13 protein-coding genes and 1 pseudogene are annotated in these 13,922 nt (G+C 69.7%); 7 read left to right on the forward strand and 7 right to left on the reverse strand.

Annotated elements, in window-relative coordinates; all coding sequences use genetic code 11:
* Nucleotides 1–135 precede the first annotated feature (135 nt).
* Entirely contained in the window at nt 136–1,140 is a 1,005-nt protein-coding gene (gene ilvC / locus ACFUO4_RS39560; RefSeq protein WP_383494390.1) for a ketol-acid reductoisomerase, read from the reverse strand.
* Between the two features lie 117 nt (nt 1,141–1,257).
* Entirely contained in the window at nt 1,258–1,788 is a 531-nt protein-coding gene (locus tag ACFUO4_RS39565; protein WP_383494393.1) for a GNAT family N-acetyltransferase, read from the reverse strand.
* Nucleotides 1,789–2,020: 232 nt separating this feature from the next.
* Here ACFUO4_RS39565 and ACFUO4_RS39570 point away from each other — a divergent pair, with 232 nt between their 5' ends.
* Both ACFUO4_RS39570 and ACFUO4_RS39575 read left to right on the forward strand, forming a co-directional pair.
* Nucleotides 2,021–3,121, forward strand: coding sequence for a phenazine antibiotic biosynthesis protein (locus ACFUO4_RS39570; RefSeq protein ID WP_383494396.1), 1,101 nt, complete (start codon nt 2,021–2,023; stop codon nt 3,119–3,121).
* A complete protein-coding gene (locus ACFUO4_RS39575; RefSeq protein ID WP_079305905.1) occupies nt 3,121–4,515 on the forward strand; it encodes an aldehyde dehydrogenase family protein in 1,395 nt (464 codons plus the stop codon). The genes ACFUO4_RS39570 and ACFUO4_RS39575 overlap by 1 nt, the downstream gene beginning before the upstream one ends.
* Before the next feature lie 173 nt (nt 4,516–4,688).
* Here ACFUO4_RS39575 and ACFUO4_RS39580 read toward each other — a convergent pair whose 3' ends face one another.
* Together ACFUO4_RS39580 and ACFUO4_RS39585 are read right to left on the reverse strand one after the other, a co-directional pair.
* Nucleotides 4,689–5,312 carry a DUF5134 domain-containing protein gene (locus tag ACFUO4_RS39580; protein ID WP_079305904.1) on the reverse strand — a complete coding sequence of 208 codons (624 nt, stop codon included), beginning with the start codon at nt 5,310–5,312 and terminating at the stop codon, nt 4,689–4,691.
* Between the two features lie 17 nt (nt 5,313–5,329).
* A complete protein-coding gene (locus ACFUO4_RS39585; protein ID WP_079305935.1) occupies nt 5,330–5,779 on the reverse strand; it encodes a cupin domain-containing protein in 450 nt (149 codons plus the stop codon).
* Between the two features lie 301 nt (nt 5,780–6,080).
* Here ACFUO4_RS39585 and ACFUO4_RS39590 point away from each other — a divergent pair, with 301 nt between their 5' ends.
* Nucleotides 6,081–6,977: an RNA polymerase sigma-70 factor gene (locus tag ACFUO4_RS39590; protein ID WP_079305903.1), complete on the forward strand. Its 897-nt coding sequence runs from the start codon at nt 6,081–6,083 to the stop codon at nt 6,975–6,977.
* 150 nt (nt 6,978–7,127) lie between these two features.
* Here ACFUO4_RS39590 and fdxA read toward each other — a convergent pair.
* A pseudogene (gene fdxA, locus ACFUO4_RS39595) lies at nt 7,128–7,430 on the reverse strand (ferredoxin); the annotation flags it as partial.
* 177 nt (nt 7,431–7,607) lie between these two features.
* On the opposite strand from fdxA, the gene ACFUO4_RS39600 reads away from it, so the two are divergent.
* The 3 genes from ACFUO4_RS39600 (at nt 7,608) to ACFUO4_RS39610 (ending at nt 11,461) form a co-directional block, all read left to right on the forward strand.
* Entirely contained in the window at nt 7,608–9,350 is a 1,743-nt protein-coding gene (locus tag ACFUO4_RS39600; protein WP_383494401.1) for an L-aspartate oxidase, read from the forward strand.
* A gap of 115 nt (nt 9,351–9,465) precedes the next feature.
* On the forward strand, nt 9,466–10,212 hold the full coding sequence (locus ACFUO4_RS39605; RefSeq protein ID WP_383494404.1) for an SDR family oxidoreductase: 747 nt from the start codon (nt 9,466–9,468) through the stop codon (nt 10,210–10,212).
* Nucleotides 10,213–10,456: 244 nt separating this feature from the next.
* Entirely contained in the window at nt 10,457–11,461 is a 1,005-nt protein-coding gene (locus ACFUO4_RS39610; protein WP_383494407.1) for a sigma-70 family RNA polymerase sigma factor, read from the forward strand.
* Here the strand turns inward: ACFUO4_RS39610 and ACFUO4_RS39615 are convergent.
* Both ACFUO4_RS39615 and ACFUO4_RS39620 read right to left on the reverse strand, forming a co-directional pair.
* Complete coding sequence (locus ACFUO4_RS39615; RefSeq protein ID WP_383494410.1) at nt 11,415–12,137, reverse strand: RNA polymerase subunit sigma; 723 nt, start codon at nt 12,135–12,137, stop codon at nt 11,415–11,417. The genes ACFUO4_RS39610 and ACFUO4_RS39615 overlap by 47 nt on opposite strands.
* 160 nt (nt 12,138–12,297) lie before the next feature.
* The gene (locus ACFUO4_RS39620; RefSeq protein WP_079305898.1) at nt 12,298–12,954 is read right to left on the reverse strand and encodes a TetR/AcrR family transcriptional regulator; all 657 of its coding nucleotides are present in this window, start codon (nt 12,952–12,954) and stop codon (nt 12,298–12,300) included.
* Nucleotides 12,955–13,123: 169 nt separating this feature from the next.
* On the opposite strand from ACFUO4_RS39620, the gene ACFUO4_RS39625 reads away from it, so the two are divergent.
* The gene (locus tag ACFUO4_RS39625; protein ID WP_383494414.1) at nt 13,124–13,861 is read left to right on the forward strand and encodes an SDR family NAD(P)-dependent oxidoreductase; all 738 of its coding nucleotides are present in this window, start codon (nt 13,124–13,126) and stop codon (nt 13,859–13,861) included.
* Nucleotides 13,862–13,922: the final 61 nt, after the last annotated feature.

The following is a 13,922-nucleotide window of genomic DNA, read 5'->3' on the forward strand; positions in this document are numbered from 1 at the left end:
CAGCGACCGCGTGCCGTGCGCGGCTTCCGCCGCGGACAGGGGTACGGCGGCTATCTCGCGGAGCCCGCCGAGCAGAGTGACGTGCAGTGTCGTCATGAGACCGTCACCGGTTCCGTTCCGTGCCGACCGACGCGATCACGAGCGCTCCTCGTCGGTGACCCAACTCATCAGTTTGCGCAGTTCCTTGCCGGTGGTCTCCAGCAGGTGCTCGGAGTCCGCGGTCTTGTACTCGTTGTACTTCTTCAGACCGCCGTGGTACTCGGCCATCCACGCACGCGCGAAGGTGCCGTCCTGGATCTCGGCGAGGACCTTCTTCATCTCGGCCTTGGTGGCGTCGGTGATGATCCGCGGGCCGGTGACGTAGTCGCCCCACTCGGCGGTCTCCGAGATCGACCAGCGCATCTTCTCCAGGCCGCCCTCGTACATCAGGTCAACGATCAGCTTCAGCTCGTGCAGGCACTCGAAGTAGGCGATCTCCGGCTGGTAGCCCCCGTCGGTCAGCGTCTCGAAGCCGGCCTTGACCAGCGCTGACACACCACCGGCGAGCACTGCCTGCTCACCGAAAAGGTCGGTCTCGGTCTCCTCGGTGAAGGTCGTCTTGATGACGCCCGCGCGGGTGCCACCGATGCCCTTGGCGTACGACAGCGCCAGCGCGAAGGCGCTTCCTGTGGCGTCCTGCTCCACCGCCACCAGACACGGAACGCCGCGCCCCTCCTCGTACTGACGGCGCACCAGGTGCCCCGGCCCCTTGGGGGCGACCATGCACACGTCCACGTTCGCCGGCGGCTTGATGAAGCCGAACCTGATGTTGAATCCGTGGCCGAAGAGCAGCGCGTCGCCGTCCTTCAGGTACGGGGCGATGGACTCCTCGTAGATCTCGCCCTGGATCGGGTCCGGGACCAGGATCATGATCACATCGGCCTCGGCGGCGGCCTCCGCCACCGTCACCACGCGCAGGCCCTGCTCCTCGGCCTGCGCACGGGACTTGGAACCCTCGTGCAGTCCCACGCGCACGTCCACACCCGAGTCGCGCAGCGACAGCGCGTGGGCATGGCCCTGGCTCCCGTAACCGATGACCGCCACCTTGCGGCCCTGGATGATGGACAGGTCGGCGTCGGTGTCATAGAACAGCTCGGCCATGGCAATCCCCTCGCTCGTAACCGTCGGCGTCGCACCGCGGGGAGAAACCCCCGCCATTGAGCGACAGCAAAAACACTATCTCAGCCAATGTTGTCACATCTCTCACACTGTGCGAGTTCAGCAAGTAGGCAACGCGTCTTCGAAAAAGTGCTCTCGCGTTGACGGGCAGGCGAGGGCGAGGCCGATGTCCCGCGTCCGGGCCCGGACCGTCGACGCACTGCCCGTCTCCGGAACCGTGCGCATCGGAACGCCGGCGCGGTGCAGGATGGCCGCCATGCGGGCGTCGTCGGGGTGGATCAGGCCGTAGACCTCACCTACGCCCAACACGACGGCGAACCGGCCAAGTTCTCCCAGGAGCCGGGTGCCCAGCCCCTTGTTCTGCCATGCGTCCTCCACCAGCAGCGCTGCCTCAGCGTCCCCGTCGTCCGGCAGCAGATGCCCGATCGCGACGAGCCGCTCCAGCGAGTCCTGCACCGCCAGGTGAACCGAGTGGGGTCGGGACAACAGCGGCCCCAGGTAGGTGACGGGGTCGCCCATGGCACGGTGGTAGCGGCGCCATCGGGCGGCGGCGGAGCACCGGCGGTGCAGAGCGGCCACACGGGGCTCGTCGTCCTGGTCAACACGCACGATCCGCAGTCCCTGTCGCATGTCCCTCTCCCTCGGCACACCGCCGGTCGCCTGTGGCCCAGTCATCAGACCGGGTGACACGGGTCGTTGTGACGGTGTGCCGCTGCCAGGGGGCGGCCACGTTTTCCGAGGGACTGTCACAGCCGCCATCGCCCCTCGGTCTTCTCTGCGAGAGCGGGTCGGGCCCGCGCGGCCGCCCGGGACGCGCGGGTCTCACGCGTCCGCCCTCAGCGACTTCGAGAAAGGCGGTTCCATGCCGATCGGCTCAATGACCGTTCTGGACGCCGGCCCCTTCGACGGGGTGGACCCCGACGAGTACGTCAGGGCGGCCATGCGGTGGCATTTCACTCCCGAGACGGGGTCCCGGTACTGGCTGGACCGGGTCGACCGGCTCGGTTTCGACCCTTGCCACGACGTCAAAGGCGTGGCGGACCTGGCGCTCTTTCCCGATCTGACGAACGAGCTGCGCGATGTGCGGGTGTCCGATCTTGTGCCCCGCGGCTACGGTCCGCGGGCCCGACCGCTGCATGTGTTCGAAAGCGGCGGCACGACCGGGGCACCCAAGCGGGTCGTGCAGATGGACGACTGGGCGCGGCACGGCAGCGAGCAAGTGACCCGCCGGCTCCGGGACCACGGACTGCCCGTCGGCGCACTCTGGCTGACCGTGGCACCGACCGGCCCGCACCTCGTGGGCGATGTGCTGCAACGGGCCGCGGCAAGTCTCGGCAGCCCCGGGCTGGGGGTCGACATGGATCCCCGCTGGGTCAAGAAGCTCGTCGCCGCGGGGCGTCGCGACGAGGTCGACGCCTACACCAGGCATCTCGTGGACCAGTGCCGGCGCATCCTTCTCGGCCAGGACATCGGTGTCATAGCCGCCACCACCCCGATGCTGGAGCGCTTCGCCCTGGACAACGACCTCGTGGAGGTCATCAACGGCGGAGCACAGGCGATCATCTGGGGCGGCACCCACATGGACCCCGACACCCGGGACCTGTTGCAGACCGAGGTGTTTCCCGACGTGCCGGTGATCGGCATGTACGGCAACACCATGATGCTCACCGCGCTTCTGGAACGGGTGGGGCCCACGGCGTCGGAGCCGTGTGTGTTCGACCCGGTCTCGCCGTACGTCTTTCTGAGGGTCGTGGATCCCGACACCGGGCAACAGGTGGCGGAGGGCGAACGCGGTCAGGTGGTGGTGAGCCACGTCAGCAAGTCCATGCTGATCCCCAACAACCGGGAGCGGGACACCGCGTTGCGGGTCCGCCCGGGCGACGGCCACGCCGGGGACGCGGTCGCCGACGTCGCGCCGGTGCCTGCGGTCGAGGGTGAGACGGTCATCGAGGGTGTCTACTGATGGCCCCCGTACCGACCACCAAGCCGCTGCACCTCGACGCGCTGGGCCCACGGGGCAGCTACCGCACGCGTGTACCGAGCACGGTGACCGACGTGTCCGGTGCCCCGATCGCGCGGCTGAGTCTGGTTCCCCCGCTCTATGTGGCTCGGTCGATCGACGCCCTGCGCCAAGCGCCACCGATCGCCGCGGCCGACTTGGAGACCGTGTTCGCCACCGCCGGGGAGGTCTTCGCCGCAGGCACCGTGGGGGGTTTGAGCGTCCGGGAGTACGAGCGTCTCGTGAGCCGGGCCTCCGGCACACCGCTGGCCGTGGTGCGCGCCACGACACGGGGCACGGCGCATTTCGTACGGCACGCCGCCACGTCCGCCGACCGTGGCAGGCCACGCGGCGCCGCCCGCGACCTCAGCGATCCCGCCCTGCATCAGACGCACACCGTGTGGGCGCGCCAGGGCGACGTGTTCGTCGTCAACGCGTCCGGCAACCACCCCGGTGTACACCGCGTATGGCTGGAGGCGCTGGCGCTGGGTTACCGCGTCGCCGTGCGCCCCTCCCGGCGCGAGCCCTTCACCCCCTACCGGCTCGTCGCGGCACTGCGGCAAGCGGGAATCCGGGATGACCAGCTGATGCTGCTGCCCACCGACCACGCGACCGCCGACACGCTCGTCCGCGGCGCGGACCGGGCCGTGGTCTACGGCGGCGACGAAGTGGTGACCAAATACGCGCACGACGCCCGGATCCTGCCGCAGGGTCCGGGACGGTCGAAGATCCTCGTCACCGCGGACACCGACTGGCGTGACCATCTCGATGCCCTCGTCGCGTCCGTCGCCGGCGAGGGCGGCACCGCGTGCGTCAATGCCACCGCCATCCTCGTCGAGGGCGACCCAGCCCCGCTCGCCGAAGCCCTCGCGGCACGTCTGGCCGTCCTGCCCAGCCTTCCCCCGCAGGACGAGAGGGCCCGTCTGCCGGTGTGCCCACAGGGGCGGGCTCGCGCCTTGAGCGCGTATCTGAAAACGGTGGCGGCCGGGACGCACGCCTGGCTCGGCGGCGACGGGATCGCCGACGACCTCGGAGACGGCAGCGCCGTACTGCGCCCCGCCGTGCACCAGACCACGAGCGCCCGAGCGCCTCAACTGCGCACCGAACTGCCCTTCCCCTGCGTGTGGATCGCCCCCTGGACCCGCGCGGACGGCATGGCGCCGCTGCGCGACACGCTCGTGCTGGCGGCGCTGACCCGGGACCGGGACCTGTGGGAGTCCCTGTTCGCGGAGCCCAGCATCACCAACGTGTACTTCGGCGATCAACCGACCCACTGGATGGCGCCGGGTGTCCCCCACGACAGCTATCTCTCCGACTTCCTGATGCGGAGCAAGGCGGTGTACGAGGGCCCGTCCTGAACGGCGCTCACCTCCTCGGGGCGGGGCCGCTGTGAGCGGCATCCGCCCCTCGGCAGGGCGACTACCGTCGCGCCGGCCGTCCGGGGCGAGGGCCCGCGGTCACTCAGCACATGACCGCGGACCCTCGCGCCTTCGGCGTGCCCAGGCGCGTGCCCTTTTCTCGTTACGCGTGCTCAGTGGGGCAGGACCAGCATCACGGCCGTCCCGAGCGCCATCGCCCCTTCACCCACGTGCCGTGACGGCGTCGCCGCCGCGGCATGGCGCGCCGCGCTCACGGCCGACCGCAGCGCGGGCATGGGGCGGTTCAGGGACCACAGCGCGTACGCCAGCAGGCAGAACGCCAGCGACAGAGTGATCACGGAGCCGCCGAGGGGGACGCCGGCACCCGAAGCGTCGGGGCCGGTGGGGCGGGCAGCAGCCCCCTGGTGTGCGTGTGCCGCACCGGTGCCGATGTGCGGCACACGCAGCATCCAGGCCATCGCGGCCAGACCGGCCGCGTGCGGCACCCTGTGAGCCATCGTCGCCGTCCCCGCGGCCTCCCGGCGGCGGCCGACCGGCAGGAGAAACCACACCGCGCCGACGGTGAAGAAACCGCTGGCGACGGCAGCGGGCCCCGCGGGGACGTCGACCCAGGGCATCGCCGCCATGGACGCGGCCATGGCGGCGGCCAGCAGCCGGTCCACCCGGGCACCCAACCCGGCCGGGGGTGGCCCGACGCACCGCGCCAGCCCGGGCAGGAGCAGCGCCGTGAACAACAGCGTCAGCAGGCAGTGCACCAGGACGACGGGCGTGCCCATGCCGGGTCCGCGCCCGGTCAGACGGTGGGGCGCGGTGCCCTCAGGTGGGCGCGCTCCGCCAGTTCCTTCTCATCGACCAGTTCCAGCATGGGCTTGCCTGGAGCACACATCATGGTCACCACGAACCGGGTCCGCGCGTCGGCAAGCGCGTTGCCGTCCTGGTAGTGGATGGCGTCGCCGCCGGGCTCCCAGAAGGTGCCACCCGCCTCCACCACGCGCTCGGGCTCGCCCTCGAGCTCGAAACGGACCGCGCCCTCGACGACGTAGCCGAAGGCGGGGCCGGAGTGCCGGTGCGGGGGCGTGCCCGGGTCGCCGGGCTCCCACTCGACGAGAATGGTCATCGCCGACGCCCCCTCCGGGACGGTGAACGGTGCGGCGTCCTGGAGCACCTTCGCCGCTGTCATCCAGCCGGCCGTGCCCTCCTGGCCGCCGTGCCCGTGGTGGCCGTGGTGGCCGTGTGCTGTCATGTTGTCCGACACTGTGTTGCACCTTCCGTAGGCGTGAACATTGTTCGTCACTGGTGACCGGGGACCCGGCGCATGTGTGACAACCGTCCTCTCCGCACAGCCTTTTCACTCGTCGACCGCAGTCCCACGGAGTATGGGGCGGGCAGCGGAACCGCAAAGCAAACCCGGCGAATCAGGCGGGGCGATTACCACCGTGTGACCGGGGATCGCGAAAGAGATAACGTGAGCGGATGAGGCCCGCAGCGCGTAGCGTTACCCCTCGCGCGTAGCATGTAGGGCGCAAAGCCAGAAGGGACGACCCATGCGCGCCGGCGCCCAACCCGACCCGTTCGATCACGGTCTCGACGACTTCCTCTCGGCCAGACCCCGGTTGTTCGGCATCGCGTACCGCATCCTCGGCAGTGCCGTCGAAGCCGAGGACATCGTCCAGGACACCTGGCTGCGCTGGCAGAACACCGACCGCGCCCAGATCCAGGAACCGGCCGCCTTCCTGACCACGGTCACCACCCGGCTCGCGATCAACCTGGCCCAGTCCGCGCGGGTACGCCGGGAGTCCTACGTCGGGCCGTGGCTCCCCGAGCCTGTCGACACCGCCCAAGACCCGCACCTGGGGGCGGAACGCGCCGAGGCGGTCGAGCTGGCGGTGCTGTTGCTGATGGAGAAGCTCAACCCGACCGAACGCGCCGCCTACGTGCTGCGGGAGGCGTTCGACTACCCCTACCAGCGGGTCGCCGACATCCTGGAGACCAGCGACGCGAACGCCCGGCAGCTGGTCAGCCGGGCGCGCAAGCACCTGGGTGCCGAACGCAAGGAGCGCGTCAGCCCCGCGGCCCACCGGCGCCTGCTCGAAGGCTTCCTCTCCGCCGCGCGCACGGGAGATCTCTCCACCCTGGAGGATCTGCTGACCTCGGACGTCGTCAGTTACTCGGACGGCGGCGGCATCCGCGGCGCGTCCAGGATCCCCGTCATGGGCCGCGATCACGTCTCCCGTTACCTGGCCGCCTTCGCCCCACGGTTCTGGCCGGACACCGAGACCCGGTTCGTCGAGGCCAACGGCAGGCCGGCCGTGCTCGTCACACGCGACAACGCCCCGCTGGCCCTGTTGTGCGTGGACGCGTCCGAGGCCGGCATCGAGCGCATCATGTGGGTGATGAACCCGGTCAAGCTGAACCCCTACGTCCTTTCCCTGGGGGCCTGACCCGCATCCGCGCACGCCGTCCGTGGGTGCCGGCCCATGTCATGAATGGCCCGGGCCGGTGCGGGTCATTCATGACGGGAACCACAGGTCGGCGTCGGCGGACTCCTCCTTGCGGGCGGCGAACCCGGACAGGCCGTTCTTGACGGCGTGCTGCGGGGGCAGGGCGGCGACTGCGGGGTGATCGGCCCGTGCGACCCGCCCGGCGCCCTCCCCCGGCGGGTCGCGGAAGTACTCGGCGTTCACCGACCGGTACCGCGCCCACCGTGCCGGCAGGTCGTCCTCGTGGAAGACGGCCTCGACCGGGCAGACCGGCTCGCAGGCGTGGCAGTCGACGCACTCCCAGGGATTGATGTACAGCGTCCGCTCGCCCTCGTAGATGCAATCGACCGGGCACTCGACCACACATGCCCGGTCCTTGACGTCGACGCACGGCTCCGCGATCACGTAGGTCACCGTCCCCACCTCCCTCACGTCGGCCGGTCGTTGCGGACCGCACGGCCTTCGTACGCCGACCGGTGTGCGGTATGACCGGCCCGGACGGCAGGGTGTGACACCGGCGGGCGCCCCGCCCGGGCGGCGGTGTCACAAACCATCACTCCACCTGGTCGTAGCAGATGACCACCCCGAGCGATGGGAGCAATCGTGGTTGCCACCGAACAACGTCTTTCCACCACAGTGCTGGTGATCGGCACCGGCGGAGCGGGCCTGCGCGCGGCCATCGAGCTGGCCGAGGCCGGCATCGATGTCATCGCCGTCGGCAAGCGCCCCAAGGAGGACACCCACACCTCTCTCGCCGCCGGCGGGATCAATGCAGCCCTCGCCACGATGGACCCTGAGGACACCTGGCAGCAGCACGCCGCCGACACCCTCAAGGAGAGCTACCTCCTCGGCGACCCCCGCACCGCGGAGATCGTCACCCGGGGAGCCGCGCTAGGCATCGACGACCTGGAGCGCTACGGAATGGCCTTCGCCCGGGAGGAGGACGGCCGGATCTCCCAGCGCTTCTTCGGCGCCCACAAGTTCCGCCGCACCGCCTTCGCGGGCGATTACACGGGCCTGGAGATTCAGCGCACGCTCATCCGGCGCGCGAACCAGCTGGACATACCGGTGCTCGACAACGTCTACATCACCCGTCTCCTGGTCCACGAGGGTGCCGTCTTCGGCGCCTACGGCTTCGGCCTCGGCGACGGCAAGCGCTACTTGGTGCACGCGGACGCCGTCATCCTCGCGGCCGGCGGCCACACCCGGATCTGGCGGCGCACCTCGTCACGGCGCGACGAGAACACCGGCGACTCCTTCCGGCTGGCCGTGGAGGCCGGCGCCCGGCTGCGCGACCCGGAACTCGTCCAGTTCCACCCCTCCGGCATCATCGAGCCGGAGAACGCGGCCGGGACCCTGGTGAGCGAGGCAGCCCGCGGCGAAGGCGGCATCCTGCGCAACGCGCTCGGCGAGCGGTACATGAACCGCTACGACCCCGTCCGCATGGAACTGTCCACCCGCGACCGGGTCGCCCTCGCCTCCTACACCGAGATCAAGGAAGGCCGTGGCACACCCAACGGCGGAGTGTGGCTCGACGTCTCCCACCTGCCCCGGCAGACCATCATGAACCGGCTCCCCCGCGTCTACCAGACGCTGCTGGACCTGCAGATGCTGGACATCACCCGGGATCCCATCGAAGTCGCGCCCACCGCGCACTACTCCATGGGCGGTGTGTGGGTCCGCCCCGAGGACCACAGCACAGACGTGCGGGGCCTGTACGCCATCGGTGAAGCCTCCAGCGGACTGCACGGCGCCAACCGGCTCGGCGGCAACAGCCTCATCGAGCTGCTGGTGTACGGCCGCATCACCGGACAGGCGGCCGCCGCCTACTCCGCGTCACTGACCGCGCAGCCGCGCTCGGCCACCGCGGTGGCCCAGGCGCGGGCGGAGGTCGACGACCTGCTCGCCGCGGACGGACCCGAGAACGTCCGCGCCCTGCAGCGCGCGATCCGCAACACCATGACCGAGCACGCGGGCGTGGTCCGTGACGAGGACGGGCTGCGCACCGGGCTGGCGGAGCTGGACGCCATCGAGAAGCGCATGGAGAACGTCGGCGTCCATCCGGACATCGCGGGCTTCCAGGACCTCGCCCACGCCTTCGACCTCAAGTCGTCCGCACTGGCGGCGAGGGCCACGCTGGAAGCCGCCCTGGAGCGGCGCGAGACGCGCGGATGCCACAACCGCAGCGACTACCCCGCCATGGATCCCGCTCTGCGGGTGAACCTCGTCTGGTCCCCGACCGACGGCGTCACCCGCGAACCCATCAGCCCCGTCCCCGACGAGATCGCCGCCCTGATGGAAGAGGTCTCGGCGGACGGAAAGCTCGTCGAATAGGAGTCTTCTGCCCGGGAGAAGGTTTCCGGAATTCGGGAAAGGTGTCACAGCGCCGATCGATTCCCGGTCATACCTCGTACAGGCAGCAGCTGAGAATGAATGAAAGGAACCCCTCATGAAGGTCGTAGTGATCGGCGGCACCGGACTGATCGGCTCGAAAGTCGTCGGCAAGCTCAACGAACACGGCCACGAAGCGGTCGCGGCCGCCCCGAACACCGGCGTCAACACGCTGACCGGCGAGGGCCTGGCCGAGGTGCTGGAGGGCGCGGCCGTCGTGATCGACGTCTCCAACTCGCCCTCCTTCGCGGACGACGCCGTCATGGAGTTCTTCCGCACCTCCACCACCAACCTGCTCAAGGCGGAGGCGAACGCCGGTGTCACCCACCACGTCGCCCTGTCGGTGGTAGGTACGGAACGGCTCCAGGACAGTGGCTACTTCCGTGCCAAGCAGGCCCAGGAGGAACTGATCAAGGCATCCGGGATCCCGTGGTCGATCGTGCACGCCACGCAGTTCTTCGAGTTCATGAAGGGCATCGCCGAGTCGGCGACCGAGGGTGACACCGTCAAACTGGCCCCGGTGAAGATCCAGCCCGTCTATTCGGACGACGTCGCCGCCACCGTGGGCCGCACCGCAGTGGGCACGCCGGTCAACGGTGTGGTCGAGGTGGCCGGTCCCGACACCTTCCAGCTGGACGAGCTGATCCGCAAGGGCCTGGCCGCCAAGAACGACCCGCGCACGGTCGTTGCCGACGTGCACGCCCCGTACTTCGGCGCCGAGCTGCAGGAGACCACGCTGCTTCCCGGCCCGGACGCCCGCATTGGCGAGACCCGCTTCGCCGACTGGCTCGCCCAGCAGCAGTAATTGCGTGGTCATGGGCCTGTCGTTTCACATTCCGTGGAACGACAGGCCCATTCTTTTGGGCGCCGCAGAGCAGCCGTCGCCCAGGGCCGATTCCGCATCCACGCCGCTGAAAGGAACTTCAAAAAAGCACTGTCACAGCCTCCCTGGGTCCTCGGTCGTTGAGGGGGAGACGATTGCCGGGTCTGTGAGCGCCTCGTGGACGCATGGCGACAACCCGGGCCCGGGAGGAACGGAGTCAGAGGACATGTATCCAGAGGCATCCCCAGCCCAGGCGTCCGCCGCGGACCAGAATCTCGCCGAGGCCGTCACCACCTTCGTGGAACTGCGGCCTCGGCTCTTCGGTATCGCCTACCGCGTCCTGGGCAGTGCGACGGAAGCCGAGGACGTCGTGCAGGAGGCTTGGCTGCGCTGGCAGCGGACCGACCGCTCCGCGGTGGTCAGCCCCGCGGCGTTCTTGTCGAGCACGACGACGAGGCTGGCCATCAACGTGGCGCAGTCCGCCCGCGTCCGCCGCGAGACCTACATCGGTCCCTGGCTGCCCGAACCCATCGACACCAGCATCGACCCGGTGGCCGGCGCTGAACGCGCCGAGGCCCTCGAACTCGCCCTGCTCCTCGTCCTGCAGAAGCTCGCCCCCATCGAACGGGCCGCCTACGTGCTGAGGGAGGCCTTCGAGTACGGCTACGCGGAGATCGCGGCGATCCTGCGCCTCACCCCGGTCAACGCCAGGAAGATCGTGAGCCGGGCGCGCAAGCACCTCACCGACGATGAGAGGGACAGTGTCGACGTCCAGGAGCACCGCAGGCTGCTCGATGCTTTCGTCGCGGCCGCCCAGGAAGGTGACGTGGCCTCGCTGGAAGCGCTCCTGACGCCCGAGGCGGTGAGTCTGTCCGACGGCAACGGACTGCGCGGCGCGGCTCGCGTTCCCGTGGTCGGGCGTGCCCGGGTGGCGAACCTCTCGACCGCCTCGTCGCGCTTCTGGCCGACGGTGGAGATCGCACCCGTGCAGGCCAACGGGCGCGCCGGGGTTCTGCTGCACCGGGACGGCCGACCCACCACCTTCATGACCATCGCCGCCACGCGGCGGGGCATCCACCGGGTTCTGTGGGTGTTCGCCCCCGACAAGATCGCCACCCTTGTCGGACACCGCACCCGCGGCACGCTCCTGCCGGCACGTTTCGAGGACGCCGTGGCACGTGAGCTCACCCGGGAAGGGAACGATTCCAGCTACGCAGCTTGTCGGGGTTGAGCACCGCCCAGACCTCAAGGACCAGCGAGTCCGCGATGTCGAGGGCCAGCACCGCGGCGACCTTGTCGTCGCACCGCGCGACGAGGCCGGTGCGCCCGTTGACCGATCCCGTGAACAGGGTCACGCGACGCTGCCCGGTCAGCAGGACCAACAGGCTGTCGGCGACCTGCTCGTCGCCGTGGACCGGGCGGGTCAGCGCCCGGATCTTGCCGCCGCTGTCGAAGAAGGCCGCCGCATCGGGAGCCAGCAACGACCGCAGCCGGGAGCCGTCCTGATCACTGCACGCCTGCCGTACGGCAACGGAGATCTCATGCTCACGACGCGCCGGCACGGGCCGCGCACGCCGCTCACCCACACTCGACCGGGCCCGCTCGACCAGTTCCGCGTCCTCACCGCACAACGCCCGCAGGGCCAGGATCTCCCGCTCCCTTCCACCGGGCCAGGCCGACGTCTGCCGCGTCAGACACGCCTCGTCCACGACCTGGGCGAGCCAGACGCGGGGGGACGGCATCCGGATGCGCTCCGAATCGGTGAGGCGGTACCACCGTCGGTAAGCCTCGTCGACGACGTGCTCGGCCGCGACGCGGCTGCCGAGCGCCCGGCAGGCGATGTCCAGCAAGTGCCGCCGTTCGTCGACCGATTCGGCGAGCGGCACCACGCCAACGACATGATCCATAGAGCGACCCCCACGTCGGCGAAAGTCCGAAGCCGCGGCCGCTGTGACGGCATGACTCAGACGTTACTCGCCCGCGTTCGTGTCCGACCGGTCAGCCGGCTTGATCGAGACAAAAACTGCGGCATGATTTCACAACACACCGATGATGTGCCACTTAGTGTCAACTGGTCGTCGGTGCTGAGGCGCGGGTCGGGTCCGCCATCCGCAACCGAGCCGGGGGCGGATGGGGCAGGGCCGCGCGGTCGCGGGCCCGCAGCCCGTCGAACGCGATCTCCAGGAAGCGTTCCCACGCCCGCGGTTCACGGTCCAGCAACGGCTGGGCGGTCTGGTGGACGCCGCCGAGGAGCAGGACGATATCGGTTCCGGTGATGTCACCGCGGACGGCTCCTTGTGCTCTGGCCCGGGCGGTGAGGTCCTCGACCGTGTCGCAGAGCCGGTCGATCGCCTCGCGTACGTCCGCGTGCTGCAGTGAGGGCCGGCCGATGACGTCGCAGAACGCCCGGTCAGCGGCGAGCAGGCCGATTCCGAGGGCCATGAAGTCCTTCAGCGCACAGCCTGCGTCGTCGGCGCGCAGGAGCCGGTCCGCCGTCTCGAGCAGCCGGTCGAGCAGCTGCATCATGATCGCCGCGAGAAGGTCGTCCTTCGTCGGGAAGTGCCGGAACACCGTGCCCTTGGCGACACCGGCCCGCTGGGCGATCGTGTGCATCGACACATCCACCCCGGATTCGGCGAATGCCTCGGTGGCAGCTCGCAGGAGCAGTCGCCGATTGCGCACGCTGTCAGCCCTGGCCTGCCCCGCCGCGGCTCTCCCGGTCATGGCACCTCCTTCTGCGTGTCACAACATTAACACTGAATATGACTCGCGGGTCATGTTCAGTGTTACGCTGACACAACATGACCCCTCGGTCACCTTTGGGCCGCCTTGACCTGTCCTCGCACACGGCACGGCCTGCCCGTCTCACTCACCACCTCTTTCGGAGATGATCATGAGTTCCGTTCTCGACCCCAAGGTCGTCCTCGTCACAGGCGCCTCGTCCGGCATCGGCAGGGCGACCGCACTGGCGCTGTCCAAGGCGGGGGCCACCGTGGCCATCGGCGGCCGCAGGGCCGACCGCCTCGAAGCACTCGCGCAGGAAGCCCCCGGGGAGACCCTCGTCCTGGACATGGACGTCAGCGACCCCGAGTCGGTACGCGAGGCCGTCGACCAGACCGTCGAACGCTTCGGCACCCTCGACATCGTCGTGAACAACGCCGGCATCATGCTTACCGGCCCCATCCTGGGCGCGGACACCGCGGAATGGACCCGCATGGTGGAGACCAATTTGCTGGGTTCCATGTACACGGTGCACGCCGCGCTACCCCACCTGCTGCGCTCCCGTGGCGCGGTGGTCCAGATCTCCTCCACCTCGGGCCGTATCTCCTCGGCCGGCGCCGCGGTCTACTCCGCCACCAAGTTCGGCGTCAACGCCTTCGCCGAGGCTCTACGCCAGGAGGTGACCGAGCAGGGAGTCCGTGTCGTCCTCGTGGAGCCGGGCTTCGTCTCGACCGAGTTGGCCAACCACATCGCCGACCCGGCCCATCGTGCCGCGGTCAAGGCCATGGCCGAGTCGATGCGGACCCTTCAGCCGGAAGACATCGCGGCCGCGGTGGTCTACGCCGTCACCCAGCCCGACCACGTCGCGGTCAACGAGATCCTTGTACGCCCTACCGACCAGTCCCGCTGATCACCCGCGGCGCGGCAACCGCCGCCCCGCACCACCCGCTTGCAGCCGGGTACGGGACCGT

This window comes from Streptomyces sp. NPDC057280 (assembly GCF_042668605.1).
GTDB lineage: Bacteria > Actinomycetota > Actinomycetes > Streptomycetales > Streptomycetaceae > Streptomyces.